24 protein-coding genes are annotated in these 25,841 nt (G+C 63.7%); 9 read left to right on the top strand and 15 right to left on the bottom strand.

The window, feature by feature from the left end; all coding sequences use genetic code 11:
• Positions 1 to 24: 24 nt before the first annotated feature.
• On the bottom strand, positions 25 to 666 hold the full coding sequence (orn, locus tag L5014_RS14445) for an oligoribonuclease (RefSeq protein WP_238464425.1): 642 nt from the start codon (positions 664 to 666) through the stop codon (positions 25 to 27).
• A 193-nt stretch (positions 667 to 859) separates the two neighbouring features.
• Between orn and L5014_RS14440 the strand changes: the two genes are divergently transcribed.
• Genes L5014_RS14440 through L5014_RS14430 form a run of 3 tightly spaced genes read left to right on the top strand, consistent with a single transcriptional unit; the run spans position 860 to position 3,443 of the window.
• On the top strand, positions 860 to 2,143 hold the full coding sequence (locus tag L5014_RS14440) for a M48 family metallopeptidase (protein ID WP_238464424.1): 1,284 nt from the start codon (positions 860 to 862) through the stop codon (positions 2,141 to 2,143).
• Positions 2,140 to 3,099: a ribosome small subunit-dependent GTPase A gene (gene rsgA / locus L5014_RS14435; RefSeq protein WP_238464423.1), complete on the top strand. Its 960-nt coding sequence runs from the start codon at positions 2,140 to 2,142 to the stop codon at positions 3,097 to 3,099. Before L5014_RS14440 ends, rsgA begins: the two co-directional genes overlap by 4 nt.
• Positions 3,100 to 3,119: 20 nt before the next feature.
• Positions 3,120 to 3,443 (top strand): putative signal transducing protein, encoded by a 324-nt coding sequence (locus L5014_RS14430; protein WP_238464422.1) that lies wholly within the window; start codon positions 3,120 to 3,122, stop codon positions 3,441 to 3,443.
• 94 nt (positions 3,444 to 3,537) lie between these two features.
• Here L5014_RS14430 and L5014_RS14425 read toward each other — a convergent pair whose 3' ends face one another.
• The 6 genes from L5014_RS14425 to rpsP all read right to left on the bottom strand — a co-directional run bounded on the left by L5014_RS14425 (position 3,538) and on the right by rpsP (position 7,962).
• Positions 3,538 to 4,476 (bottom strand): CobD/CbiB family protein, encoded by a 939-nt coding sequence (locus L5014_RS14425; RefSeq protein WP_238464421.1) that lies wholly within the window; start codon positions 4,474 to 4,476, stop codon positions 3,538 to 3,540.
• Between the two features lie 227 nt (positions 4,477 to 4,703).
• Entirely contained in the window at positions 4,704 to 5,390 is a 687-nt protein-coding gene (locus L5014_RS14420; RefSeq protein WP_238464420.1) for a CoA pyrophosphatase, read from the bottom strand.
• Between the two features lie 85 nt (positions 5,391 to 5,475).
• On the bottom strand, positions 5,476 to 5,871 hold the full coding sequence (rplS, locus tag L5014_RS14415) for a 50S ribosomal protein L19 (RefSeq protein WP_238464419.1): 396 nt from the start codon (positions 5,869 to 5,871) through the stop codon (positions 5,476 to 5,478).
• Between the two features lie 161 nt (positions 5,872 to 6,032).
• Positions 6,033 to 6,800 (bottom strand): tRNA (guanosine(37)-N1)-methyltransferase TrmD, encoded by a 768-nt coding sequence (gene trmD / locus L5014_RS14410; protein WP_238464418.1) that lies wholly within the window; start codon positions 6,798 to 6,800, stop codon positions 6,033 to 6,035.
• Between the two features lie 34 nt (positions 6,801 to 6,834).
• Complete coding sequence (gene rimM / locus L5014_RS14405) at positions 6,835 to 7,623, bottom strand: ribosome maturation factor RimM (protein ID WP_238464417.1); 789 nt, start codon at positions 7,621 to 7,623, stop codon at positions 6,835 to 6,837.
• Between the two features lie 75 nt (positions 7,624 to 7,698).
• Positions 7,699 to 7,962 (bottom strand): 30S ribosomal protein S16, encoded by a 264-nt coding sequence (rpsP, locus tag L5014_RS14400; RefSeq protein ID WP_028215925.1) that lies wholly within the window; start codon positions 7,960 to 7,962, stop codon positions 7,699 to 7,701.
• Positions 7,963 to 8,424: 462 nt separating this feature from the next.
• Between rpsP and L5014_RS14395 the strand changes: the two genes are divergently transcribed.
• A complete protein-coding gene (locus L5014_RS14395) occupies positions 8,425 to 9,570 on the top strand; it encodes a PQQ-dependent sugar dehydrogenase (protein WP_420800072.1) in 1,146 nt (381 codons plus the stop codon).
• Between the two features lie 203 nt (positions 9,571 to 9,773).
• On the top strand, positions 9,774 to 10,244 hold the full coding sequence (locus tag L5014_RS14390) for an NINE protein (RefSeq protein WP_238464415.1): 471 nt from the start codon (positions 9,774 to 9,776) through the stop codon (positions 10,242 to 10,244).
• A gap of 54 nt (positions 10,245 to 10,298) precedes the next feature.
• Here L5014_RS14390 and L5014_RS14385 read toward each other — a convergent pair whose 3' ends face one another.
• Both L5014_RS14385 and L5014_RS14380 read right to left on the bottom strand, forming a co-directional pair.
• Positions 10,299 to 11,495 (bottom strand): PA0069 family radical SAM protein, encoded by a 1,197-nt coding sequence (locus tag L5014_RS14385; protein ID WP_238464414.1) that lies wholly within the window; start codon positions 11,493 to 11,495, stop codon positions 10,299 to 10,301.
• 126 nt (positions 11,496 to 11,621) lie between these two features.
• On the bottom strand, positions 11,622 to 12,110 hold the full coding sequence (locus tag L5014_RS14380) for an Lrp/AsnC ligand binding domain-containing protein (protein ID WP_238464413.1): 489 nt from the start codon (positions 12,108 to 12,110) through the stop codon (positions 11,622 to 11,624).
• Between the two features lie 178 nt (positions 12,111 to 12,288).
• Here L5014_RS14380 and L5014_RS14375 point away from each other — a divergent pair, with 178 nt between their 5' ends.
• Complete coding sequence (locus tag L5014_RS14375) at positions 12,289 to 13,575, top strand: D-amino acid dehydrogenase (protein ID WP_238464412.1); 1,287 nt, start codon at positions 12,289 to 12,291, stop codon at positions 13,573 to 13,575.
• A 108-nt stretch (positions 13,576 to 13,683) separates the two neighbouring features.
• Here L5014_RS14375 and L5014_RS14370 read toward each other — a convergent pair whose 3' ends face one another.
• The 5 genes from L5014_RS14370 to L5014_RS14350 all read right to left on the bottom strand — a co-directional run bounded on the left by L5014_RS14370 (position 13,684) and on the right by L5014_RS14350 (position 19,898).
• Positions 13,684 to 15,471 (bottom strand): acyl-CoA dehydrogenase, encoded by a 1,788-nt coding sequence (locus L5014_RS14370; protein WP_238464411.1) that lies wholly within the window; start codon positions 15,469 to 15,471, stop codon positions 13,684 to 13,686.
• Positions 15,472 to 15,585: 114 nt separating this feature from the next.
• Positions 15,586 to 16,521, bottom strand: coding sequence for an electron transfer flavoprotein subunit alpha/FixB family protein (locus L5014_RS14365; protein ID WP_238464569.1), 936 nt, complete (start codon positions 16,519 to 16,521; stop codon positions 15,586 to 15,588).
• Positions 16,522 to 16,552: 31 nt separating this feature from the next.
• Positions 16,553 to 17,302, bottom strand: coding sequence for an electron transfer flavoprotein subunit beta/FixA family protein (locus L5014_RS14360; RefSeq protein ID WP_238464410.1), 750 nt, complete (start codon positions 17,300 to 17,302; stop codon positions 16,553 to 16,555).
• Between the two features lie 171 nt (positions 17,303 to 17,473).
• Entirely contained in the window at positions 17,474 to 19,231 is a 1,758-nt protein-coding gene (locus L5014_RS14355; RefSeq protein WP_238464409.1) for a class I adenylate-forming enzyme family protein, read from the bottom strand.
• Between the two features lie 139 nt (positions 19,232 to 19,370).
• Complete coding sequence (locus L5014_RS14350; protein ID WP_238464408.1) at positions 19,371 to 19,898, bottom strand: pyridoxamine 5'-phosphate oxidase family protein; 528 nt, start codon at positions 19,896 to 19,898, stop codon at positions 19,371 to 19,373.
• A 179-nt stretch (positions 19,899 to 20,077) separates the two neighbouring features.
• Between L5014_RS14350 and L5014_RS14345 the strand changes: the two genes are divergently transcribed.
• On the top strand, positions 20,078 to 20,542 hold the full coding sequence (locus L5014_RS14345) for an SET domain-containing protein (RefSeq protein ID WP_238464407.1): 465 nt from the start codon (positions 20,078 to 20,080) through the stop codon (positions 20,540 to 20,542).
• A gap of 201 nt (positions 20,543 to 20,743) precedes the next feature.
• Here the strand turns inward: L5014_RS14345 and L5014_RS14340 are convergent, their stop codons facing one another.
• Positions 20,744 to 22,123 (bottom strand): replication initiation protein, encoded by a 1,380-nt coding sequence (locus tag L5014_RS14340; protein ID WP_238464406.1) that lies wholly within the window; start codon positions 22,121 to 22,123, stop codon positions 20,744 to 20,746.
• A gap of 1,340 nt (positions 22,124 to 23,463) precedes the next feature.
• Here L5014_RS14340 and L5014_RS14335 point away from each other — a divergent pair.
• Together L5014_RS14335 and L5014_RS14330 are read left to right on the top strand one after the other, a co-directional pair.
• A complete protein-coding gene (locus L5014_RS14335; protein WP_238464405.1) occupies positions 23,464 to 24,672 on the top strand; it encodes an AAA family ATPase in 1,209 nt (402 codons plus the stop codon).
• A complete protein-coding gene (locus tag L5014_RS14330; RefSeq protein ID WP_238464404.1) occupies positions 24,669 to 25,664 on the top strand; it encodes a ParB/RepB/Spo0J family partition protein in 996 nt (331 codons plus the stop codon). Before L5014_RS14335 ends, L5014_RS14330 begins: the two co-directional genes overlap by 4 nt.
• Positions 25,665 to 25,841 lie beyond the last annotated feature (177 nt).

Here is a 25,841-nt window from a genome sequence, read left to right as displayed (position 1 = left end):
AGGCCGTAAGCCGGCCCTGCTCCCTTACTTCGCCGTGCTGCCCGCCTGTGCGGCATCGTTCGCCGCGCCCGCAGCGGGAATGAGAAAGTGCTCGCGGTAGTACTTGAGCTCGTCGATGGACTCATGGATGTCGGCGAGCGCCGTATGCATCGCGCGCTTCTGGAAGCCCTTGTAAATGGCCGGCTGCCAGCGGCGGCACAGCTCCTTGAGCGTGCTCACGTCGAGATTGCGGTAGTGGAAGAAGCGCTCGAGCGTGGGCATCCAGCGCGCCATGAAGCGGCGGTCCTGGCAGATCGAGTTGCCGCACATCGGCGACTTGCCTGGCGGCACGTACTGCGAAAGAAACGCGAGAATCTGCTCAGTCGCGCTTTCCTCGGTCACGGTGGAGGCGCGCACGCGCTCGGTGAGGCCCGAGCGGCCGTGGGTGTTGCGGTTCCATTCGTCCATGCGGTCGAGCATCGCTTCGGGCTGATGGATCGCCAGCACCGGACCCTCCACGATCTTGTCGAGCGTGGAGTTGGTCACCACCACGGCGATCTCGATGATCCGGTCGTTGTCGGGATCGAGCCCCGTCATCTCCATATCGAGCCAGATCAAGTTCATGTCGGTGCGCTCCATCGCCGGAGTCGCCTGGCCCGCCGGGTCGGCAGAAGTGATATCAGTCATGAGAGACAGCCTGAAACGGTTGAGATGCGGAGGTCCGGACCGCCGAAGTGTCCACGCGAAGTGCCCGCGCGATGTTGCCGCGAATACGGCGCTAACGCCCGATGCCGACGCGGCTCGCACGCCGAAAGCGGGGATGCCATGGCCGGGCCGCCGAGAACATATAATTGTCGCATAGATACCACGGACTCCCCGGATGCCGACCTCTTCAACTGCGTTGTCCCCCGCGCTGACTTTCAGCGTCGTTTTCGTGATCGCCGTGCTGGCCATGGTCGCGACCAAGCTCTGGCTCGCTTCGCGCCAGGTCCGCTTCGTGGCCGCGCACCGCGGCGCGGTGCCCCCGCAATTCACGGCCACCATCCCGTTGACGGCGCACCAGCGCGCCGCCGACTACACCGTCGCGCGCACGCGCCTCGGCATGATCGAAATCGTGCTCTCCGCGGTCGTCCTGATCGCGCTCACGCTGCTGGGCGGCGTGCAAGCGATCGACCTCGGTATTTCGGACCTGATCGGGCGCGACTACGTCGGCCAGATCGCACTGGTCGCGGCCGTGCTCGCGCTGAGCGGCATCGTCGAATTGCCGCTCGACTACTACCGCCAGTTCGTGATCGAGGAGCGCTTCGGCTTTAACCGCATGACGCGGCGCATCTTCTTCGCCGACCGCATCAAGGGGCTCCTGATCGGCGCGCTGTTCGGCATTCCGCTGCTCTTCGTCGTGCTGTGGCTCATGAGGCAGGCGGGCAGCCTCTGGTGGCTCTGGACCTGGGTGGTCTGGGTCGTGTTCCAGATGCTCGTGCTGGTGCTCTACCCCACTTTCATCGCGCCGCTCTTCAACAAGTTCGAGCCGCTGCGCGACGAGGCACTGCGCTCGCGCATCGAGGCGCTCATGCAGCGTTGCGGCTTCGCGGCCAAGGGCCTCTTCGTGATGGACGGCAGCCGCCGCTCGGCGCACGGCAACGCCTATTTCACGGGCTTCGGCTCGGCCAAGCGCATCGTCTTCTTCGACACGCTGCTCGCGCGCCTCTCGGGCAGCGAGATCGAGGCGGTGCTCGCGCACGAGCTCGGCCACTTCAAGCGCCGTCACGTCATCAAGCGCATGGTGGTCACGTTCGCGATCAGCCTCGTGCTGCTCTTCGTGCTCGGCTGGCTCACCCAGCGCGTCTGGTTCTACGAAGGCCTGGGCGTGCGGCCGTCGCTGATCGGCGGCAACGAAGGGCTCGCCCTCGTGCTGTTCTTCCTCGCCGTGCCGGTGCTCCTGTTCTTCGTCACGCCGCTCAGCAGCCTCAGCTCGCGCAAGCACGAGTTCGAGGCCGATGCGTTCGCGGCCACGCAGACCGACGCGCAGAACCTCGTGAACGCGCTCGTGAAGCTGTATGAAGACAACGCGTCGACGCTCACGCCCGACCCGCTCTACACCGCGTTCTACTACTCGCATCCGCCGGCTTCGCAGCGGATCGACCGACTGCTCTCGCACGCATGAACCGGCGCGCAACGAAAGCCGCCGGCAGCGCAGCACAAGCAGGCACGGGGGCGACGCTGCACGGCGTCGTGATCGCGGCGCACGGACGCCACTACCTGGTCGCGCCGGACGACGGCGGCGCGGCGCTGCAGTGCTTCCCGCGCGGCAAGAAGAGCGAGGTCGCGGTGGGCGACCGCGTCGAGTATCAATCGACCTCGGCGGACCAGGGCGTGATCGTCGCGATCGGCGAGCGGCGCAACCTGCTCTACCGCTCGGACCAGTTCAAGTCGAAGCTCTTCGCGGCCAACCTCGACCAGCTCCTGATCGTGCTCGCCACCGAGCCGCACTTCAGCGAAGACCTGCTCGGCCGCGCACTCGTGGCCGCCGAGGCCAACGATCTGAAGCCGATCATCCTGCTCAACAAGATCGATCTGGAAGCCGCGCTGCCGCTCGCTCGCCAGCGGCTCGAGCGTTATCGGGCGCTAGGCTATACGGTGCTGGAAGTGTCGGAGAAAAAGCATCCCGAAGAGGCGCACGCGATTCTCTCCGAGCATCTGCACGGCCATCACACGATCCTGCTCGGGCAGTCCGGCATGGGCAAGTCGACGCTCGTGAACCTGCTGATTCCCGACGCCGAGGCCGCCACGCGCGAGATTTCCACGGCGCTCAACAGCGGCCGCCATACGACGACGTTCACGCGCCTCTACACACTCCCCAATGGCGAACACCCGGGCGGCGCTCTGATCGACTCGCCGGGCTTCCAGGAGTTCGGGCTCTATCACCTCACGGAAGGCACGCTCGAACGCGCGTTTCCCGAGTTCCGCCCGCTGCTCGCGCATTGCCGCTTCTACAACTGCCACCACCTGCACGAGCCGGGCTGCGCGGTGCTCGAAGCCGTCGAAGACGGCCGGGTCGCGCCGGAGCGCCATGCGCTCTATGCGCAGCTCGTGCACGAGATCAGCCAGGTCGTGCGCTGACGCGCCCTCCCCCCGCCACCATGCTCAAGCTCGCGCGCGCGCCGAACGTGATCATCGCCCAGCACTGGATGAACATCCTCGCGGCTGCAGGCGTGCCGTGCGAGCTGCACAACCGCTACCTGAGCGGGGCGATGGGCGAGATTCCCGCCGATCAATGCGCGCCGGAGATCTGGCTCGCCGACGAGCGCGACGAACAGCTCGCACGCAAGCTGATTGCCGATGCCACCAACGGACCGCCACCCGGCGCACCATCGTGGCGCTGCCCGCAGTGCGGCGAGACGCTGGAGGCGCAGTTCACCGTGTGCTGGCAGTGCGGCCGCGAGCGCGATCCGCGCGACGACTGACGCCTCTTCGCGCGCCTCGCCGCGCCCCTGAAATGCAAACGGCCCGCTTTGAAGCGGGCCGTTTTCCTGTGCGCAAAACGAGGCAGCGGGTCGCTCAGACCCAGACGGCGATCGTGAGCATGAGCAGCAGGATCATCCACAGGATCACCGCACGCCACACGAGACCCACGGCCGATTGCAGCGTGCGCGGCGTACAGTCGTCGCCGACCGTGTAGGGGTCGCCGTCGCCGGGCTGGGCCAGTGCATCGACGCTCGATTGCTCCGCGAGCGGCCCCGAGAGACGCGCGCCCAGCGCACCGCTGCCGGTCGCGAGCAGCACGCCTTCGTTGGTGTCGGGCCACTGGTTCGTGTGGTTGCGCCACGAGTAGATTGCGTCTTCGAAATTGCCGACGATCGCAAAACCCAGCGACGTGAGCCGCGCCGGCACCCAGTCGATCACGAAGAACACGTGCTGCGCGAAGTTCGAGAAGGCTTCGGTACGGTCGTCGGCGGGACGCGACCATGCGCGCGCCAGATATTCGGCGATGCGGTACAGCACCGCGCCAGCCGGCCCGATCGGCACGAGAAACCAGAAGAACACGCCGAACACGTGGCGATGCGAGGCCACCACGGCATGGATGAGCGTATGGCGCACGATCTCGCTCACGGGCATGTCCACGGCGTCGATGCCGGTCCACTCGGTGAGGATCTCACGGGCACGCGGCACATCGTCGTTGTTCAGCGCGAGATGGATGTCGGTGAAATAGTGGCTGAACTGCCGGAAGCCCAGCGTGAAGTACACCACCACCACGTTCCAGAGAAACGCCAGCACGAAGCTGATGTGATAGAGCACGTAGTAGATAAGCGCGGTGGCCACCGTCCACGGCAGCACGACCACGAGCCAGGCGATCAAGCCGTGCTTTTGCTTGCCCGCGTCGAAGCCATGCGCGGCCCAGTCCGCATTGAGGCGCAAGAGCGCCATCACCGGATTATTGGGCGAAAGCGCCCGCACCTGTTCGATGACGAGAGCCAGCAATACGGAGAAGAAAGTCATGCCACGCGCCGTGCAAGTCGGGTTGCAAAAAGGATTGCAAAAGGGGTTTTCAGAAATTGTTGCAACGATATCACAGGGCCAGATGTGCCTGAGCATATGGCGGCAAAGACACAACAGCGACACAACCCGGACACCGCAGCGGCGCGCCGTAGTGCATGAGTTTGCGCTGCGGCATCGCGCGATCAATCACGATGCCGCACCTGCCGCCCCGCGAAAAACGCGTTGCGTCAGGCGAGCAGAAAACGATAAAAATTGCGCAGCATGCCCGCAGTCGCCCCCCAGATGAAGTGCGCGCCGCTCACGCCCGCGCCCTCCTGCGGATACGGCATGGCGAAGAAGCGGCGCTCGCCGCCCTCCCAACGCAGCACGCGCACCTGGTGGTGCGCCGGGTTCATCAGAAAGTCGAGCGGCACTTCGAAGATGCTCGCCACTTCGAGCGAATCGGCCATCACCGTGAAGGGCTCATGCACGAGGCCCACCACCGGCGTCACCTTGAAGCCCGTGCCCGTGAGGTAGTCGGGCAGCGCACCCAGCACCTCGACGCGCGCAGGGTCGAGATTCACTTCCTCGTGCGCCTCGCGCAGCGCGGCGGCAATGGCCGTGGCATCGGCGGGCTCACGGCTGCCACCCGGGAAACTGACCTGGCCCGCGTGGTTGCTGAGGTTGTCGGCACGCTGCGTGAGCAGCACGGTGAGGCCACCCGGCCGCATCGCGAGCGGGACGAGCACGGCGGCCTCGCGCGGATCGCGCATCTCAGTCACGCGCGCCTCCTGCGGCTCGGGATCCCAAGGCAAGCGCTGCTCGAAACGCGCGCGCAAGCCGTCGGGCGTGAGCCGGCCGGCGGCGACATGAGGGAGATCGGCGCCCGTCGACAAAATCGGCAGGCTTTCAGGTTCAAATACTGGACGGATCAACGGCTGACTCGGAATTCGGGCACACGTGCGTATTTTGCGGCCAAAAACAAAAAAGCACCCCGAGGGGTGCTTTTTCTTACAGCTTTTACGCCTGCTCGGCCGGAGCAGCTGCGCGGTCTTTCGACACCAGCTTTTCCTTGATACGAGCCTTCTTGCCCGACAGGTTGCGCAGGTAGTAGAGCTTCGCGCGACGCACGTCGCCGCGGCGCTTCACCACAATGCTTGCCAGCAGCGGCGAGTACGTCTGGAACGTACGCTCGACGCCTTCGCCCGACGAGATCTTGCGAACGATGAACGACGAGTTCAGACCGCGGTTACGCTTTGCGATCACGACGCCTTCGTATGCCTGAACGCGCTTGCGGGTGCCTTCAACCACGTTCACGTTGACGATCACCGTATCGCCGGGAGCGAATTCGGGGATGGTCTTCTCGCCCAGCACGCGCTGGATTTCTTCCTGCTCGAGTTTTTCAATCAGATTCATGACTGACTCCGTAAGCCATCTTGTCGGCGTTCGTACCTGCGCTGGCGTTCGAGAACGTTTCCAGCAACTACGGCCCCGATAGAGGATGGATTCACAACTGGCGCCGTTCACGCATGAAGCGGCACCGCCTTTGACGCCCCGTGTTGCACCCGCCCGAAGCCCTACGCTTCGTTCGTGCCCTTCGCGAGACTAGCGAGCCATGCCTCGTCGGCACGGCTCAACATCTTGCTCTTCCTGGCCCGCTCGATCAGATCGGGCCGTTTGTGCCACGTATTGCGCAGCGCTTCGCGGCGGCGCCATTGCTCGATTTCCGCATGATGGCCGCCGAGCAGCACATCGGGCACACGCACGCCGTCGTATTCCTCGGGCCGCGTGTAATGCGGGCAGTCGAGCAGACCGTCCACGAAACTGTCCTGCACCGCCGACTGCGCGTCGTTGAGCACACCCGGCAGGAGCCGCACCACGGCATCCATCAGCGCCATCGCGGGCAACTCGCCGCCCGAGAGCACGAAGTCGCCGACGCTCACTTCCTCGTCCACGCAACGGTCGACCAGACGCTGGTCGATCGCTTCATAGCGGCCGCACAGCAGCACGAAACCGGGCTCCTGCGCGAACTGCACGACGCGCTCGTGCGTGAGCGGCTTGCCCTGCGGCGACATCAGCAGCACGCGCGGACTCGCGACGCCCTGCTCCGCCTGCGCGGCTTTCGCCGCGCCGATCGCCGCTTCGAGCGGCTTGGCCAGCATGACCATGCCGGGGCCGCCGCCGTAGGGCCGATCGTCGATGGTGCGGTAATTGTCGGTCGTGAAATCGCGCGGATTCCACGTGCGCAACATATAACGCTGCTGCTTCGCGGCCCGGCTGGTGATGCCCCAGTCGGTCAGCGCGCGGAACATCTCGGGAAAGAGCGTAACGACATCGAACTGCATCGCTCTCTCCGTTCAGCGAATCAGCACAGCAGGTTCAGTAATCGGCTTCCCAGTCGACGACGATACGCTTCGCCGCCAGGTCCACCGTCTTCACAAACACGCCGACGAACGGAATCAACCGCTCGCCGGTGGCGGGCTTGCCGTCCTTGCCCGTCGACGGGTACTCGACGCGCAACACCGACTGCGCGCCGTTGTCGATCAGGTCGGCGACCTTGCCGAGCTCGACGCCCGCCTCGTTGGCGACATCGAGACCCATCAGGTCGACCCAGTAATACTCGTCGGCTTCGGTCGCGGGGAAATCCGCGCGGCTCACGTAGATGCGCGCGCCGCGCAACTGCAATGCGGCGTCGCGATCCGCAACACCGCCCAGTTGCCCGACCACGCTGTCGCCGTGCACCTTGGCGCTCACGCGCACCGCGGAATGGCGTTCCGGATGCTCGCGGCCCTTCAGGAGCCACCAGCGTTTTGCTGCAATGAGCGCCTTGCCGCCTTGCGCGTGCGGGGCGATTTTCAGCCCGCCCTTGAGGCCATAGGCATCGAGCACGGCGCCGACTTCGACTGCGTCGGCTGGCCAGCTCGCCGGCGTTTCGGCGCGCAGGCCTTCGGCCGCGCCGAGCGCTTCAGGCGCGCTATCAACAGGATTGCGCGCCTGCGCGCGTACCGCAGGCTTGCGCGCGAACGCGCCGAACGACGGCGCCTTGCGCGACGCGGCGCCAGATGAAGCTTCGGCGCCTGCTTCAAGGCCTTCGGGACCTTTGCGCGGCACATCGCCCGCTGCGGCAGCAGCGCCCTTGTCCGCTTTTACGTCGTCATGCACGGGCATGGGCAAACCTCGCAGCCAGCTTGAACGCGTACACGCGGCTCACGCTGCGCGCACGTGGGTAAAACATATAAAGACTTAAGCAGCCGGTTGAGCGGCAGCAGCCTTTTGCGCTTCCTTCACGAGACGCTCGACGGCCGGCGACATTTGCGCGCCGTTTTCTTGCCAGTACGTCACGCGATCTTGCGCGATACGGAGGGTTTCACCCTTGGTGGCGACCGGGTTATAGAAGCCCACGCGCTCGATGAAACGGCCGTCGCGACGGTTACGCGAATCGGTTGCGACGATGTTGTAGAACGGGCGCTTCTTCGAGCCGCCGCGTGCCAGACGGATGATGACCATACTAGAATCCTTGAAAACCGGGGGTTCGGGACTACTGAAACATGCGATTATAGCCCGAAACCAATGGCATAACAAACACTTAACCGGGACCCGGGCGGAAACGGCGCGAAAACGACGCGCCAATCGGGGGAATGCGTTGGGGAAACGACGATGAATGGCGATCGATCAGCGTCTGACGGATGTGGCGGGCAAGGCTGCGCACAAGCGCCGAAGCGGCGGCGGGCGTGGATTTATGCGACATGGTGCAGCACAAAAACCTCGCGCATCGGGTGCGTTGCCTGCATCGCATGTATCAAGCGCTTGTGGCGGCGCGACAACGCGCCTTCGCCCACACACACCACAGATCCGGCCCCTCATCGACGCAACTTGAGCCATGTCGATGCGCCGCGCACGCGCGCGGCGCCCCGCATTTTACGGCAATGCTGCGCACCGCTCGCACTCGCGGCCCCGCTTGTCTCCTCGCTGGTCTCCTCGCTTGTTGCCCCACTCTTCTCCTCGCCAGTCGCCCCATTTGCTGCCTCGTTTGCCGCACTTCTGAGCGCATCGGCCGCGCTGGCCGCGCCACCCATCGAGCGTATCCGGCTGCCGGCCGGCTTCCACATCGAAATGCTCGCCGACGACGTGCCCGGTGCGCGCGAAATGACGCTCTCGCCAGCCGGCACGCTTTACGTGGGCAGCATGGAAGGCCGCGTCTACGCGCTCGAACTGCGCGACGCCAAGGTCGTCAAGCGCCGCGTGGTCGCCTCCGGGCTCACGATGCCGGTGGGCGTCGCCTGGCACGACGGCGCGCTCTATGTTTCCGCAGTCTCGAAGATCGTGAGGCTGGACGCCATCGACACGCATCTCGACAATCCGCCCAAGCCCGCCATCGTCACCGATGCACTGCCCGCCGATCGCCACCACGGCTGGAAATTCATCGCCTTCGGCCCGGACGGCAAGCTCTATGTCCCGCAGGGTGCGCCCTGCAATGTCTGCCTGAGCGCGAACGATCCGCAGCGCGACCACTACGCGATGATCGGCAGAATGAATCCGGACGGCACGCACTACGAGACGATCGCGCGCGGCGTGCGCAATACGGTGGGTTTCGCGTGGCATCCGCAGACGCACGAACTGTGGTTCACCGACAACGGCCGCGACCTGATGGGCGACGACACCCCCGACGACAAGCTCAACCGGCTCTCGCGCGTGGGCCTCGATTTCGGCTTTCCCTACTGCCACGGCGGCAACGTGGCCGATCCGGAATTCGGTGCGGGCCATCCGTGCAGCGGTTTCACGCCGCCTGTCGCGAAGCTGGGCGCGCACGTCGCGGCCCTCGGCATGCGCTTTTATACCGGCTCGATGTTCCCGCCCGGGTATCGCGACAGCATCTTCATCGCCGAGCACGGCTCATGGAACCGCAGCAAGAAGGTGGGCTATCGCGTGGTGCGCGTCACCGTCGGCGCCGACGGCACGAACGCGCATCAGGAAGTGTTCGCGCAGGGATGGCTCAATCCCGACGAGACCGGGTGGGGCCGCCCCGCCGACGTGCTGCCGCTGCCCGATGGGTCGCTGCTCATCAGCGACGACTACGCGGGCGCGATTTATCGCGTGACCTACGCGAAGCCCTAGCTGCGGCACGCTCCCCCCGCTGCACTCACGCACCGCCGCTTTCAGGCATTTCCCGGCATAAGCGGCAACCTCTGCTTGCGCGAGCGCGTGCCACGTACAATGGCCGGCGGCCCGCGTCCGCGCGTGCCCGCGCGGTTGCACACGCAGTCATCGCACACGCAGTTGTTGCGCAATCAACGCGCAGTCACCCAATCCGTCTGCTCATGTCCAATCAAAAGAATCCCGCACGCTTTCGCTCCAAGACACTCACTGCTGCCCTCGCCTTCCTGTTCGGCAGCCTCGGCGCGCACCGCTTCTATCTGTATGGAATGCGCGACGTATGGGGCTGGGCCCATATCGCCGGCACGCTGCTCGGTATTCCCGGCGTGCTCCTGCTCGTAGCCACCCAACGCGCTTCGATACCGGGCTGGGCACTCGCAACGATCGGCGCCGTATCGGTGCTCTCGGCGTTTCTTGCGGCCATCGTCTACGGGCTGCGCCCCGACGCCAAGTGGGACGCGCAGTTCAACGCGGCCTTCGCGGGACAGCGCGCGAGCCGCTCGGGCTGGACCGTGATCTTCGTGGTGATCTTCTCGCTGTTCTTTGGCGCGTTTTCGCTGATGACGGGCCTTGCGCTCTCGTTCCAGACTTACTTCGAATCGCAGGTCGAGGCGGCCAAGGCAATCTCCCAGTAGCAACGCAATAGCCACGGAATCGGCACTGCGGCCACAGATGCCGCAGCGGCCGCACTAGAACAAATCGAGTTGCGGCTTCTCGCGCACCGTCTTCGCGCGCACGAATGCCGACATGTCCAGAATGCCGTGACGCCGCTCGTTCAACCCGAGCCGTTTCACGGCCTTGTGAAAGCGCTGCTTGAGCAAATCCGCCCAGAGCCCAGTGCCCTTCATGCGTTGCGAAAACGCCGAGTCGTAATCCTTGCCGCCGCGCATATCGCGCACGCGGCTCATCACCCGCGCCGCGCGTTGCGGAAAATGCGCCTCCAGCCAGCCCTCGAAGAGCGGCGCCACCTCCCACGGCAGGCGCAGCACGATATAGCTCGCGCTCGTTGCGCCCGCCTCGGCGCAGGCTTCCAGCACCCGTTCCATGTCCGGCTCGGTGACGAATGGAATCACGGGCGCGATGCTCACCCCTACAGGAATGCCCGCCTGCGCGAGCGTGCGGATCGTGCGCAGCCGCCGCGCGGGCGTGGCTGCGCGCGGCTCGAGCGTGCGCGCGAGATCGGCGTCGAGCGTGGTGATCGTGATCGCGGCCATGAATTGCTGGCGTTGTGCCATGGGCACGAGCAAGTCGAGATCGCGCTCGATCAGCGAAGACTTGGTGATGGCCGCAAACGGATGCTCATGCTCGCTCAGCACCTCGATCACGCGGCGCGTGATGCGCAGATCGCGCTCGACGGGTTGCCAGGCATCGGTGTTCACGCCTAGCGCGATGGGCTCAGGCTCGTAAGCGGGCTTCGCGATTTCGCGCGCGAGCAGCTCGGGGGCGTTGATCTTCGCGTAAATGCGGCTCTCGAAATCGAGCCCCGGCGAAAGCCCGAGGTAGCTGTGCGTAGGCCGCGCAAAGCAGTAGATGCAGCCATGCTCGCAGCCGCGATACGGATTGAGCGAAACGTTGAACGGAATATCGGGCGACTGGTTGCGCGTGAGAATGCTCTTCGCGCGCTCCTCGAAGACCTGGGTGCGCAATGCGGGTGTTGCTTCGGTGGCCAGATCGTCCGCGCTATCACACTCGCCCTCACCGTCGCCATCGTGACCGCCTGCGCCCTCGCCTGGCTGCGCGTGCTGCCAGCCATCGTCGAAGGCTTCGCGTTGATCGACCTCGTAGCGCCCCTGCAGGTTCGTGACGGCCCCGCGCCCCTTGCGCGGCGCGGGCGGAGCGACGGGGTACCAGGTCTCAGGCGAATGATCAGGGTTAAGGTCTTTCACGGCAAAGCAACAAGGCGTCTCAATACTGTATAAATATACAGTATTGAGACGCCTTGTCGAGGGAGAAAAACGGGGCGCTTTCGAGCGCGTCCCGCGGGTGCCGCATGCCTTTAAGCCGTCGCGCGGCTACTCGCCTACCGCAATCGTCAGCGTCTCCTTGATCTCCTCCATCACCACATAGCTCTTCGACTGCACCGCGCCCGGCAGTTGCAGCAGGATGTCGCCGAGCAGCTTGCGGTAGTCGGACATTTCGCCAATGCGCGCCTTGATCAGATAGTCGAAGTCGCCCGAGACCAAATGGCATTCGAGCACTTCGGGGATCTTCTTCACCTCGCGGCGGAACTGGTCGAACATGTTGCCGCTCTTGTGGTCGAGCGTGATCTCCACGAACACCAGTAGCGCCGCGCCCAGCACATTGGGGTTCACGCGTGCGTAGTAGCCCGTGATGACACCGTCGCGCTCCATGCGCTTGACCCGCTCGATACAAGGCGTAACGGAAAGCCCGACCTGCTCCGCGAGATCCTTCATGGCCATGCGGCCATCCTCCTGGAGCAGCTTCAGGATCCGGTGATCGAGCCGGTCCAGCGCGCGGACCGGCTGACGCTGCGTTCTCATGCTTTTTTCCTGAAAATCTAAAAAATACGATAACAAAATCTAGTCGCAGAGCAATAGCATAGTCGATATTACTGGCTATATCCGATTTTTCATGCCATCTGTGCTGGATGACCCCAAACCGGGCGCATCAGCCACTGGCGAGACGGCGTAGCCCTAACAAATCTATGTGGAGCAGGCTATGCGAGTCGTCGTGTTAGGCAGTGGTGTGGTCGGGGTTGCCAGCGCCTGGTATCTTGCCCGCGCGGGCCATGAAGTCACGGTGATCGACCGCGAGTCCGGTCCCGCACTCGAAACCAGTTTTGCGAACGCCGGCCAGATCTCGCCGGGTTACGCCGCACCGTGGGCCGCACCGGGCGTGCCGCTCAAGGCGATCAAGTGGATGTTCGAGAAGCATGCGCCGCTAGCCATCCGCCTCGACGGCACGAAGTTCCAGTTGCAGTGGATGTGGCAAATGCTGCAAAACTGCACGACCGAACGCTATGCGCTCAACAAGGGCCGCATGGTGCGCCTCGCCGAATACAGCCGCGATTGCCTCCAGGCGCTGCGCGCCGACACCGGCATCCAGTACGAAGGCCGCACGGGCGGCACGCTGCAAGTGTTCCGCACGCAGCAGCAGTTCGACGGCGCAGCGAAGGACATCGCCGTGTTGAAGGAAGCGAACGTCCCATACGAGCTGCTCACCGCCGCCGAACTCGGCCGCGCCGAACCGGCGCTCGCCGCGGTTTCGCACAAGCTCACCGGCGGCCTGCGCCTGCCCGGCGACGAAACCGGCGACTGCCAGCTCTTCACCACGCGCCTCGCGAAGATGGCCAAGGAACTGGGCGTCAAGTTCCGCTACAACACGCCGATCGACGGCCTCGCTGTGCAAGGCGAGCGCATCGCGGGCGTGCAGTGCGGCAAGGAACTCGTGCGCGCGGACTCGTATGTCGTCGCGCTCGGCTCGTTCTCCACGAAGATGCTGGCCGGTCTCGTGAAGATTCCGGTCTACCCGCTCAAGGGCTACTCGATCACGGCGCCGATCGTCAACGCGGGCGCCGCGCCGGTCTCCACCGTGCTCGACGAAACCTACAAGATCGCGATCACGCGTTTCGACGACCGCATCCGCGTGGGCGGCATGGCCGAGATCGTGGGCTACGACAAGACGCTCAAGCAGGCGCGGCGCGAGACGCTCGAAATGTGCGTGAACGACCTGTTCCCGGGCGGCGGCGACACCTCGCAAGCCACCTTCTGGACCGGCCTGCGCCCGATGACGCCGGACGGCACGCCGGTGGTGGGCCGCACGCCGTTCTCGAACCTGTTCCTGAACACGGGCCACGGCACGCTCGGCTGGACGATGTCGTGCGGCTCGGGCCAGTTGCTCGCCGACCTCATCTCGGGCAAGCAGCCGGCGATCAAGTCCGACGATCTCTCGGTCTATCGCTATCTCGGCGAAACGCGTGGCGAGCATCGCCCGGCTTACGCGTAATTCCTGCGCTGCTGCCGCGCATGTACAAACGGCGCCTTATACAAGGCGCCGTTTTTTATTTCTTCGGTCACGTTGATGCCGCGCGGCCCGTTCTCCGCATGCGCCTTCTCAGAACTGATCTTCCGATAGCGCCAGCATGCCCTCGGCGCCGTTCGCGCTGACGATCGCCGCTTCAAGCGCCACGGCCTGCGGCAACACGTGTTCCGCGTAGCACTGCGCCGTCGCGAGCTTCGCGCCATGGAACTTCGGATCGCCCTGCATCAAGCGCTGCGAGGCAAGCATGGCGCGCGCCATCTGCCAGCCGCCCAGCACGATGCCCGCGAGCTTCAGATACGGCACGCTGCCCGCGAAAACCGCGTTCGGATCGCGCCTCGCGTTGGCGAGCACGAAGCCTACCGCCGAGGCCAACGCCTGCTGGCCGAGCGCCAGATGCTTCGCCATCGACTTGAATGCGGGACCTTCATGAGCCCCGAGCTGCACGACGGTCTGCCCGATTTCGTCGACGAGCGCCTTTGCCGCCGCACCGCCATCGCGCAGCGTCTTGCGGCCGATGAGATCGTTGGCCTGAATGGCCGTGGTGCCCTCGTAGATCGCCAGAATGCGCGCGTCGCGATAGAACTGCGCCGCGCCCGTTTCCTCGATGAAACCCATGCCGCCATGCACCTGCACGCCGAGGCTCGCCACGTCGATGGCAAGCTCCGTGCTCCAGCCCTTCACGATCGGCACGAGGTATTCGTAGCGCGCCTGATGCTGCGCGCGCACTATCTCATCGGGATGCCGACGCGCGCGGTCGCTCTCCCCCGCCGCCACATACGCGAGCGCACGCGCGGCCTCGGTGAGCGCGCGCATGGTCGAGAGCATGCGGCGCACGTCGGGATGGTGAATGATGGTCACGGCCGCTTTGGCGGACCCGTCCACGGGGCGGCTCTGCACGCGCTCCTTCGCGTATGCGGCCGCCTTCTGATACGCGCGCTCCGCGATCGCCACGCCCTGCATGCCCACGGCGAAGCGCGCCGCGTTCATCATGATGAACATGTATTCGAGGCCGCGATTCTCCTCGCCGATCAACTGCCCCACCGCGCCGCCGTGATCGCCGTATTGCAGCACGGCCGTCGGGCTCGCCTTGATGCCGAGCTTGTGCTCGATGGAGACGCAATGCACGTCGTTGCGCGCACCGGGCGAGCCGTCGTCGTTGACGAGAAACTTCGGCACGATGAAGAGCGAGATGCCCTTCACGCCTTCGGGCGCATTGGGCGTGCGCGCGAGCACGAGATGGACGATGTTCTCCGCCATGTCGTGCTCGCCCCACGTGATGAAAATCTTGGTGCCGAAGAGTTTGTAGGTGCCATCGGCCTGCGGCTCGGCGCGCGTGCGCACGGCCGCGAGATCGGAGCCCGCCTGCGGCTCGGTGAGATTCATCGTGCCGGTCCACTCGCCTGAAATGAGCTTCGGCACGTAGCGCTGCTTCTGTTCCTCGCTGCCCGCCGTGAGAAGCGCCTCGATCGCGCCATCGCTCAGGAGCGGACACAGCGCGAACGACAGGTTCGCCGCGTTGAGCATCTCCATGCACGGCGTACCAACAAGCTTCGGCAGTCCTTGTCCTTCGTATTCCTGAGGATGTTGGACGCCCTGCCAGCCACCGGCAACGTATTGACGAAAGGCATCGGCGAAACCAGGTGTCGTGTGCACGTTGCCGTTTTCCCAGCGGCTCGGATTGCGATCGCCTTCGACGTTCAGCGGCGCGAGCACCTCTTCACACAATTTCGCCGCCTCCTGGAGCACGGCCTGCACGGTCTCGGGCGTGACATCCTCGCCGCCGGGCAGCGCGGCAATCTCTTCGAGTCCCGCCAGTTCCTTCATCGCGAACAGCATGTCGCTTATCGGTGCGTTGTACATGGCGTTTGTCTCCAGTCCAGGCCTGCGATGATGAAAAAAAGGGGCGCACGAAGCGCCCCTTTTGTGTGCCGCCGGACCTCGCACTGCCGTCCGGCTTCGCCTGTGTTGCGGCGCTTAGCCGAGCTCTTTGACGAGCTCGGGCACGACCGTGAATAGATCGCCCACGAGGCCGTAATCGGCGACGCTGAAGATCGGCGCTTCTTCGTCCTTGTTGATCGCCACGATTACCTTCGAGTCCTTCATGCCAGCCAAGTGCTGGATCGCGCCCGAGATGCCCACTGCAATGTAGAGCTGCGGTGCGACGATCTTGCCGGTCTGGCCGACCTGGTAATCGTTGGGGACATAGCCCGCATCCACTGCCGCGCGCGAGGCGCCCAGTGCTGCGTTGAGCTTGTCGGCGAGCGGTTCGAGAACCTTCGTGTAGTTCTCGCCGCTGCCCAGACCGCGACCACCCGAGACGATGATCTTCGCGCTCGTGAGTTCCGGACGGTCGAGCTTCGTGACTTCACGGCCGACGAACTGCGAAAGGCCACTGTCCGCTGCCGCGTCGAGTTTTTCGACTGCTGCGCTGCCGCCAACGGCCGCGACTGCATCGAATGCGGTCGTGCGGACCGTGATGACCTTGATGGGGTCTTGCGATTGCACGGTTGCAATCGCGTTACCCGCGTAGATCGGACGCTCGAACGTATCCGGCGAGTCGACTGCCGTGATGTCGCTGATCTGCGCGACGTCCAGCTTCGCAGCGATACGCGGCGTGACGTTCTTGCCCGCTGCCGTGGACGGCGCGAGGATGTGCGAATAATTCTTCGCAATGCCAACGATTGTGGCTTCGACATTCTCTGCAAGACCCACTTCGAGTTGCGGCGCGTCGGCCAGCAGTACCTTCGCAACGCCGGCAATCTTTGCTGCTGCGTCAGCGGCTGCTTGAGCGTTGTGACCCGCGACCAGCACGTGGATGTCGCCGCCGATTTTCTGCGCGGCAGCCACGGTATTCAGCGTCGCAGCCTTGATGGTTGCGTTGTCGTGTTCGGCTATTACCAGGTTCAACAGATTCGTCATTTCTTTCTCGCTCCCCTAACCTTTAAAGCACCTTGGCTTCGGTCTTCAGCTTCTCGACCAGCGTCTTCACGTCCGCAACCTTCACGCCTGCCGAGCGCTTGGGCGGCTCGACAACCTTCAGAGTCTTCAGACGCGGCGCGACGTCCACACCGAGGTCTTCGGGCTTGAGCGTCTCCAGCGGCTTCTTTTTCGCCTTCATGATGTTCGGCAGCGTGACGTAGCGCGGCTCGTTCAAACGAAGGTCCGTGGTCACCACAGCGGGCAATTTCAAGGAGAGCGTTTCCGCGCCGCCATCGACTTCACGCGCGACCGTGGCCTTGCCATCGGCAACCGTGATCTTCGAAGCAAACGTGGCTTGCGGCAGGTTCGCCAAGGCGGCGAGCATCTGGCCGGTCTGGTTCGAATCGTCGTCGATGGCTTGCTTGCCGAGGATAATCAGCGAAGGTCGCTCTTTATCGACAACGGCTTTAAGCAACTTCGCCACCGCGAGCGGTTGCAACTCCTCAGTCGACTCGATGAGAATGGCGCGATCCGCGCCAATAGCCAGCGCAGTGCGCAGCGTTTCCTGCGCCTGCGCGACACCGGCAGACACGGCGATCACTTCCGTCGCCACGCCAGCTTCCTTCAAACGAACCGCTTCTTCCACGGCGATTTCGTCGAACGGGTTCATCGAGAACTTCACGTTGGCGATATCCACGCCCGTGCCATCCGACTTCACCCGTACTTTCACGTTGTAATCGACAACACGCTTAACCGGCACCACGATTTTCACTTTCGTCCCCTTCACTGTTTCACATGCGCTACTCGAGAGCGCATTACACGTGGGTTCGTGGCGGACGACAACTATCGATTAACTCTGCCCGTCATAGCGCACCTATTGGCCGGCTCGCGGGCTCAGAGGTCACGACGTTCTGGTTTGCCTACGCGTTTGTCTGCATGCGCCTCACCCGCGCGACACACCTGAATCACGCAACTCGCGCCGCAATATCTTGCCGGTCACGGTCTTCGGCAGTTCGTCGACGATCGCGACGATGCGCGGATACTTGTACGCCGCCATGCGCTCCTTGCAGTACGCAACGAGTTCGTCGGGCGTGACACTCGTCTGCGGCTTGAGGCTCACCACGGCCTTCACTGTCTCGCCGCGATAGCTGTCAGGCACGCCCACTACAGCGGCCTCGCGCACGGCCGGATGCGTGTACAGCACGTCCTCCACTTCGCGCGGCCAGACCTTGTAGCCGCCCGCGTTGATCATGTCCTTCTTGCGGTCGACGAGATAGAACCAGCCGCTGGCGTCCATGAAGCCCACATCGCCGGTACGGAAATAACCCTCGACAATGGCCTTCGCGCTTTCGTGCGGCTTGTTCCAGTAGCCCGGAACGATCATCGGCCCGCGCGAAATGATCTCGCCCACTTCGCCAGGCGGCAGCGGCCGCCCTGCGTCGTCGCCGATATACGAGTCCACGTCGAAAGCCGGCACGCCAATCGAAAGCGTGCCCGACGCGGCATCGACGGGTGCATCGCGACCCACCGGCACCAGGTGCGTGGGCGAAGTCGTTTCAGTCAGCCCGTAGCCGTTGTGAATGTAGTGGCCGAAGCGCGCGCGAAACGCCTCGATCACGCTCGGTGGAATGGGCGCGCCGCCCGAATAGATGCGCCGCAGCGAGGCGAAATGCGCGCGCGTCGCCTGCGGCTGATTCATCAGCGCGATAAAGGCCGTGATCGCGCCGATGGTGAATTCGGGCTTGTGCTCCGCCATCGCATCGAGCATCACGCCGGGCTCGAAGCGGAACGCAAGCACGAGCGGCGCGGCGCAGATGAACGCGGCGGCCACGTGGCCCACGAGTCCGGTGATGTGAAAGAGCGGCGCGAGGCCGAGAATGGGCGCACCTTCGCGCAGGCCGATCCAGTCGCGATACACCTGCGCATTGAACGCGACGTTGCCGTGCGTGTTCATCGCGCCCTTGGGCATGCCCGTGGTGCCCGATGTGTAGACGAGCATCGCGACGTCGCTCGCGCTCAATTCGACGACGGGCGGCCTGCGCGAGCGATACGCGGCGATGACGGCGCCGAGGTCTTCGGCGTCGGGCTGAACCGGCGCTGCCGTTGCCGCTGCCGCTGCCGCCGTTGGGTTCGCGCGCGCCATGCCCGCGAAAAGCCGTTCGTCGTTGCGGCTCTGATAATCGAGCGCCGATGTGGTCATCACCATCGGCGCGATGCCGCCTTCGCCCGCTTTGCCGGCTTTGCCCGCTTCGGCTTGCACGCGAGCTTCCTCGGCGAGCAAGGGCCGCACCACTTCCTCATGGAGCGACGCATGGCAAACCAGCATGCGTGCGCCGGAATCGGCCAGCAACACGCGTAACTCGCGCGCGCGGTTCATCGGATTGACGGGCACCGCAATCGCGCCGATCTTCCACGCCGCCACGAGTGCGATCACGAACTGCGGCACGTTCTGCAGATAAATGGCGACGCGATCGCCGCGCGCGCAGCCGCGCTCGATCCATGCACACGCAAGCGCGTCCGATTGAGCGTCGAGCTCGGCGTAGGTGAGCGCGCCGTCGAAGTAGCGCAGCGCGGCGTGCTGCGGCGCGCGCTCGACGGCGGCGCGAAACAGGCTCAGGGCGTCGGCGTAGTCCTGCGAGATCGTTGCCGCGTGGCCGGGCGCATAGTGCGCGAGCCACGGTTTGTTTTCGTAGAACGTCATGTGCGCTCCGGCAGGGTAGACATGGGCGCACGACCAACGCGTCGCGCGCAGCAGACCGGTTCAATGGCCAGGCATGCGGACGATGCTACGCTTAATTGACCACCGCCGGACCCACCGGCGCACCGCGGCACGCCAGGCCCTACACATGCGTGCGCAACATCGCGATCTGCTCGCGCCAGCGCGCGAGCACTTTTTCGCGCTCGTGCAGGCGGAACGTCACGCCGCTCAGCACTTCGGCATACTTCGCGCGATGCACGTCCACGCGCTCGATGCGCAGGCGAAACACGCCAAGGTCGAGGTCGGTCTGATGCTGCGCCACCAGGCTCGCGTGCGCGCGTATCTCCAGCATCGCACCGTCGTGCACCAGCGTCAGCGTGAGGCGCGCGTCGCGCAGCATGTTCTGTGCGGTGTTCGAGCGCGGCCACATCGCCACGAGCAGCGTTTGTGCGTCGATGGCCAGAACTTCGCCCACGCTCAATTGCGCGCCATGCGGCCAGCCGTCGGCGCTCACGGTCGAGAGCCGGAAGGCCTCGTTGGCGCGCGCTTCGAGGTGCTCGCCGTTCAGCGCGTCCACGAGTTCCGGTGGCAGAACGCGCGCGTCGTGCCGCTCGCGCGGGTGCTCGCCCCCTGGTGAGGCGGAGCCTTTTTCACTGAAATACGCCGTCATGTTCCCGCCCTCCCGATAGCCATTGAAGCGACGCGCGCAAGCGCCACGTCAATCTAGCGCATCGCGCGCGGCGATGGAATCGCCGGCTCGGGCCGCTCGCTCGCCGCACTTGTATTCGCTGACATTTTCTCGGCTTATACTCGGCGTCTCCGTGTCCCCACCGCGCCATTCCAACGACTATGAAACGTGTGACCGTCCGGCAATCGCCGGTGCATGGCAAAGGCGTATTCGCGCTGCTTCCGTTGCGCGCCGGGGAGCGCATCTTCCAGTACAAGGGCATGGTGACCACGTGGCGCGAGGCGGCGCGCTGGAATGCGCGGCGCGGCGACTCGGGCCACACGTTCCTGTTCGGCCTTTCCGATGGGCGCGTGATCGACGGCGGGCGCGGCGGCAATGGCGCGCGCTGGCTCAATCATGCGTGCGCCGCGAACTGCGAGGCGATCGAGGACGACGGACGCGTGTTCATCGAAACGATCCGCGATATCGCGCCCGGCGAGGAGCTCTTCATCGACTACGCGCTCGAAATCGAAGAGCAGAGCGCAGACGATGCGCAGCGCGACTATGCTTGCCGCTGCGGCGCCCCGCTCTGCCGCGGCACCATGCTGGGCGAACTGGCCGCGGGCGCGCTCGTTCTCGCGGTGTGAGTCAGCGGTTCAATCGAACGATTTGCTCAGGAATACAGATGAATCGCGCGACTGCCGTCGTTAGCCTGGAATCGCCGAAACGACCTCGTGGATCCAGGCCTCGCACCACGGCGTTTCGCGTGAAAAACGCGCACTGAGGTCGTCGGCACACGTTTTCCGGGCGCCATGCGCAGGGGCCGGACAGCGCCCAAAAAACGCACGTCACGCGGCGCTTTGCTTGAGCCTCGCGTACACGAACTGCCCGAAATACCACGACAGATCGGAGTGGCTGAGGATATTCGCATCCGACAACGCGCCGGCTTCGAGCTTCAGGCGGCGCAGCATGAGCTTGCCGGCCTGCGACGCGATATACAGGCGCACGAGCTCCTTGCGGGTCTTCTCGTCGGCGGATTCAAAGTGCTCGCGCCCGCGCTGGACTTCCTCGTTGCGCTGCGTGCGCGCCTCTTCGTCGCGCGCGGCGATGCTCTGCTTCACGGCGCTGCCGGCCGCGGCCCGCGCGGTTTCCTCGGCGCTCACGGCGGCAGCCATCTCGCTCTGGATCGCGACCATCTTGCGCTCGGCCTCCGACACCTGCCAGTTGTGGCTCAGCGCCTTCATCAGGTAGCCGGCCGGGCTCTTGGTGACCTTGCCCTGGTTGAGGCGAAAACGCGTGTACTCGATGGCCTGCTGGATGCGCTCGTCGGTCCAGCTCATGCGATGCTCGGCAATCACGTCGAACTGCTTGTTGCTCAGGCCGAATTCTTCCTTGAGCGTGAGCAGCAGATCGTGTGCGTCGGGCTGACGGCTGAGCATGGCGGCAACCGTATCCTTGCGCTTCAGGCGAAAGCGGATCTTGTTGATCTTGCGCGAGGTTTCGGAATCGGCCCGCGTCTCGTAGCTCAGGTCGATGTCCGAGAGCTCGTTGATCTGACGCACGGCCGGATCGAGATACTTCGGCCGGAAATGCTTGAACTCCGAGGCGCTCGAACCGAGCTTGCCGGGCCAGCGGCGCATGACGTCGAGTTCGATCCACTCCGTGAAGCCAGCGCTCACATAGGGCAGCACGTAGTCGTAGATCGCCCGCGCGAAAGTCTGCGAGAAGGCGGCCGTGATGCACAGGTTGAGCCAGTGGTGCTTGTCCGGACCGGTGATGTGACGCAGCATCAGTGGCGGGATGCGGAACTGGATGCGCCCCTTGCCGATCTTGACGCTGCCCATCAACTGCTCGGAAATCCACTGGTCCTCTTCGCTGGGCGCGCGGTCGGGCGGCGTGTCCGTCACCTCGATGAGCACCCGCTGCGCCTCCTTGATCACGCTCTGGAGATGGCGCACGTTGCGGCTCTCGTAGCGCATGAGCCACTTGAAATAGTTCAGGTCGACGTCGTAGATCTCGCGCGGCAGCGGCTCCTGGGCGGCGATGAAGTAGGCGGCGTCGATAAAGCGCCGCGACGACAGCCCGAGGCCGTTGATCGCCACAAAAACGTTATTGCGCTGAAAGCCGATCTCTCTCGTGCTCTCGCTGATGGGCTGGCCGGACATCTCCTCAAACAACCCGAGCGACATCTGCTGGGTGGTCGTCCTGCGTCCGCTCTCCTCCGACATTCGCGTGCTCTCCGTCGATATTGGCCGCGACTCTATCACTCCGCTAACACAAGTCAACACAATAAACGTTACCTCGAATGGCGAGCGAGAAAGGGTCGGCACAAAAAACGTGCCGAACTGCACATAGACCTCTCCATTGCCAGCACAAAAAACGGCACCTATACGCACATAAATCGATGCCTCTTGCACATGGAACGTTGCTTTTCGACGCCAAGTTGTTGAAGACAAAGGAGTTGGATGCGTACGTTAGTGGGTTTGTGGGTTTTCTTTGTTTAAGTAAACAAACCAACCGCGTATAGCGAAGACGCTTCGCGCAAAATTTCCCGCGAATTGGATAACGGCTTCGAGGCGAATTTCTTGGCGTCGAACGCCTGGATCACCGTATAGACGGGTGTTTTGCACGTGTGACTTTCTGAATTCGTCTCGCCGTCGGCTCATCTGAGACGTTTTATAAGCCCTTTGGGCAACGTTTTATGTGCGAGCACGCACCTGGACAGTAACGGTTTGTGTGCAAGCTGCTGATCGAAGGCGCTCGATGGCAAGTTCCTCTCGCGTAACGCTCCATCGGGTAACGGTTTTTGTGCGCAACCGTGTGAGCGCTCCAAGGTTGAGGTTTTTGTGCAGGGGGATTGGGCTAATGGAAGAGGTAACGTTTAATGTGCACGAGCCTTCGAGGATGGCCGGCCGGCGTCAGGAGAGTCCGGGCAGGGAACGGTAACGGTTTTTGTGCTGACTTTCTGGCGCTTTGGCGAGCGGGCACTGTTTGCGGACAGAACCGTTGCCATTTCGTGGCGAGTGTTCGGCAATAGCGTTGCTCTGGCCTTGCACGGAGGTCACGTTTTTTGTGCAGATCCACGCTTCGGTGGTTCGCTGCTCAGCGGGTGTCGGTGCAGGTAACGGTTTTTGTGCTGCTTGTCTGGACTTGAGCGGCCGAAGTCCGTGTGCGTGCACAAAATCCGTTACTGTGAAACCCGGAGTTAGCTACATCATTTCCGGGATTGGCGAAAGTGCACAAAAACCGTGACCTTCGCGAATTCCTCGTGTTCGTGCGAATGCTTATGTGACGGCGAAAATGGGAATGAGTCGCCGCACGCGTGAGAATGGTGGAAGATTTGGACGGCCTTCTGCGTAAAAAATAAGCAGATCGGCGCAAATGGCCTTAATCGTCGCCTGGACGGCCTGATGGCCTGGCGAAGGTCCAAGGCTGGACTCACGGCTTCGAGGCCGTTATAGCGCAAATAAAAAGGTCGATTTTTTTAAAAATCGACCTCAATCAGTGTGTTTCGATACGCTTTTCCTGTATTCTACGCTTTATCCAAATTCCGATGAAAAGCGTATTAATGGCAAAGACTATCGAATTTCCATCGATCGATCGGCGCGTGGACCTTTCCGCGGTCACGCAGTTTGCAGAGGAAGCCGGTCATCTGTCAGAAGAACTTCGGGAAATGATGCTGGCGCCGAAGCCACGGAAGATGGCGCCCACATTCACGTCCGCGCAAGTCGCCGAGCTCTGCGGCATCGACCGTATCAAGCTCAACAACCTGCTCGCTACGCGCGAGGGTCTGCCGCAGGGCGAGGCACAGGGTTCGGGGCGCAGCCGGGTGTTTACCTTGCCTGAAGCGCGCACCTGGGTCCAGCAGGTTTCGGATATTTATCAAACGCCACTTCATACAGGCGTGCGCGATGGCGACGGCAAGGTAATTCTCGTCGCCAACTTCAAGGGCGGCTCCACCAAGACCACCACGACGATGTGCCTCGCGCAAGGTTTGACGTTGCGCGGGCGGCGCGCGCTGCTTATCGACCTCGACCCGCAGGCATCGCTCACCGAGCTTTGCGGTCTCTATGCGGAAAAGGAAGTGACGGAGGACAGCACGGTCCTGCCGTTCATTTACGATCCGCAGATGGAAGGCGGCCTGCTGAATTTCGTGCAGCCGACATATTGGGATGGCCTCGACGTCATTCCGGCACACCCCACGCTGTTCTCGGCGGAATTTCATATTCCCGGCACGGTCATCAAGAACCCGGGCTTCAAGTTCTGGGACTTGCTGCGCCAAGGTATTCAGACGCTGCGTCAGCACTATGACTACATCATTCTCGATACCGCGCCGTCGCTGTCGTACCTCACGATCAACGCCTTGATGGCCGCCGACGCGATGGTCATGCCGCTGGTTCCCGAGAGCCTGGACTTCATCAGCTCGGTTTCGTTCTGGAGTCTCTTCTCCGATCTCGCGCACACGATCATGGAGCGCGGCGACGAAAAGACCTACGACTTCGTTTCGGTGCTGCTTTCGAAGGTGGATTACGGCAAGACGTCGTCGGCGCCGGTCGTTCGTTCCTGGGTGCAGCGCACCTACAAGGATTGGGTGAGCGCGGTGGAAGTGCCGGCGAGCTCGGCCATGAGTAATGGCGCGCTGGCGATGGCCACCGTGTTCGACATCAGCAAGGGTGACCTTGCCGACAAGACGGTCGCGCGCGTCCGACAACCGCTCACGGATTACGTGCGCTGGATCGATGACCTTTATGTTGAGCAATGGAGGGCCGGGAAATGAGCTCGTTTCGCGACAAGATGGCGGCCAAGACCGCGGAACTCGGCTCGACTTCGGAGCGCCAGACGACCGAACGGCCTGCCGCGCCCGCCGCTCAGGAGCCACGCCGCAGTAGCGCGTTCAAGACGGGCCCGGGGATGCTGGGCGCGCTGGCCGTGGCGCAGCAACGTATCCAGGAACTCGAAAGCACGAGCGACAAGCTCATGCTTCCCGTGAACGCGATTCAGCCGAACCCGTGGCAGCCGCGCAAGATCTTCAGCGACGAAGGCCTCGCTTCACTGGCCGAATCGATCCGCGAAGTGGGTCTGGTGGAGCCGGTCGTCGTGCGGCGCGCGGACAACGGCTATCAGTTGATCGCCGGCGAGCGACGCCTGCGCGCGCATGTCCTGCTGCACGAGGAAGAGATTCGCGCGTCGGTGATTGAGTGCTCGGACCAGGATATGGCGGTGCTCGCGCTGGTCGAGAACGTGGGGCGCGAGGATCTGACCGACTATGAAATTGGTCAGTCGCTGCGTCGCGCAGAGCGTGAATTTCCGACGCGCACGCGTATGGCGGAAGCGTTGGGCATGTCGCGCAAAGGGCTGTACCGGTTTCTCGCGTTCGAGAAGCTTCCCGATTTTATCCGCCGTGACCTCGATCTGAATCCCCGGTTGCTGGGCGGATCGGCTGCGGACGAGATCGTTTCGGCCATCAAGAAGCATGGCGCACACGGGATGAAGGCGGCGCGCGAGCTTTGGCCGGCGGTTGTGTCTGGGACGCTGGATCAGGGGAAGCTGGCCGCCGCCATCGGCGCGCAGTCGGATCGCGGCGACAGCGAGCAAAGCGTTTCGGAGCGGAGCATCGAGAAGATTTTTTCGGGCAAGAGCCACGCTGGCAGCATCACGAAGGATACGAACAGCTTCACCGTGAAGCTGAAGACCGGCGTTCTTTCGGACGCGCAGGAGACGCAGATTCGCGAACTCATCAGCCAGTTGTTCAATGTGAAGCCCGGCTGAGGGAGATTTTTAGATTCTCGGATGGTTGTTAAAGGCCCGCGAAAGCGGGCTTTTTTTTTTTTTGTGCGCCGAGCATGCGCAACAGCTTGGGGGTGAGAGTCCCCTGCCCAGCCAGATGGGGCGAAGGGCTAGTGAAACGCAAGGGCGTCGTCGCGAGGCGGGGTCTGAAGGAAGCGT

This window comes from Paraburkholderia tagetis (genome assembly GCF_022213065.1).
Lineage (GTDB): Bacteria > Pseudomonadota > Gammaproteobacteria > Burkholderiales > Burkholderiaceae > Paraburkholderia > Paraburkholderia tagetis.
This window is presented reverse-complemented; position numbering and strand designations above follow the sequence as displayed.

Excerpts from the sequence above, each read along its gene's own strand:
- L5014_RS14330 (WP_238464404.1), top strand. The coding sequence starts at position 24,669 with ATGAGCTCGTTTCGCGACAAGATGGCGGCCAAGACCGCGGAACTCGGC.
- L5014_RS14375 (WP_238464412.1), top strand. The coding sequence starts at position 12,289 with ATGCGAGTCGTCGTGTTAGGCAGTGGTGTGGTCGGGGTTGCCAGCGCC.
- L5014_RS14425 (WP_238464421.1), bottom strand. The coding sequence starts at position 4,476 with ATGACTTTCTTCTCCGTATTGCTGGCTCTCGTCATCGAACAGGTGCGG.
- L5014_RS14380 (WP_238464413.1), bottom strand. The coding sequence starts at position 12,110 with ATGAGAACGCAGCGTCAGCCGGTCCGCGCGCTGGACCGGCTCGATCAC.
- L5014_RS14345 (WP_238464407.1), top strand. The coding sequence starts at position 20,078 with ATGAAACGTGTGACCGTCCGGCAATCGCCGGTGCATGGCAAAGGCGTA.
- L5014_RS14440 (WP_238464424.1), top strand. The coding sequence starts at position 860 with ATGCCGACCTCTTCAACTGCGTTGTCCCCCGCGCTGACTTTCAGCGTC.
- rplS (WP_238464419.1), bottom strand. The coding sequence starts at position 5,871 with ATGAATCTGATTGAAAAACTCGAGCAGGAAGAAATCCAGCGCGTGCTG.
- L5014_RS14355 (WP_238464409.1), bottom strand. The coding sequence starts at position 19,231 with ATGACGTTCTACGAAAACAAACCGTGGCTCGCGCACTATGCGCCCGGC.
- L5014_RS14430 (WP_238464422.1), top strand. The coding sequence starts at position 3,120 with ATGCTCAAGCTCGCGCGCGCGCCGAACGTGATCATCGCCCAGCACTGG.
- L5014_RS14335 (WP_238464405.1), top strand. The coding sequence starts at position 23,464 with ATGGCAAAGACTATCGAATTTCCATCGATCGATCGGCGCGTGGACCTT.
- rimM (WP_238464417.1), bottom strand. The coding sequence starts at position 7,623 with ATGCCCGTGCATGACGACGTAAAAGCGGACAAGGGCGCTGCTGCCGCA.
- trmD (WP_238464418.1), bottom strand. The coding sequence starts at position 6,800 with ATGCAGTTCGATGTCGTTACGCTCTTTCCCGAGATGTTCCGCGCGCTG.
- rpsP (WP_028215925.1), bottom strand. The coding sequence starts at position 7,962 with ATGGTCATCATCCGTCTGGCACGCGGCGGCTCGAAGAAGCGCCCGTTC.
- orn (WP_238464425.1), bottom strand. The coding sequence starts at position 666 with ATGACTGATATCACTTCTGCCGACCCGGCGGGCCAGGCGACTCCGGCG.
- L5014_RS14370 (WP_238464411.1), bottom strand. The coding sequence starts at position 15,471 with ATGTACAACGCACCGATAAGCGACATGCTGTTCGCGATGAAGGAACTG.
- L5014_RS14390 (WP_238464415.1), top strand. The coding sequence starts at position 9,774 with ATGTCCAATCAAAAGAATCCCGCACGCTTTCGCTCCAAGACACTCACT.
- L5014_RS14350 (WP_238464408.1), bottom strand. The coding sequence starts at position 19,898 with ATGACGGCGTATTTCAGTGAAAAAGGCTCCGCCTCACCAGGGGGCGAG.
- L5014_RS14340 (WP_238464406.1), bottom strand. The coding sequence starts at position 22,123 with ATGTCGGAGGAGAGCGGACGCAGGACGACCACCCAGCAGATGTCGCTC.
- rsgA (WP_238464423.1), top strand. The coding sequence starts at position 2,140 with ATGAACCGGCGCGCAACGAAAGCCGCCGGCAGCGCAGCACAAGCAGGC.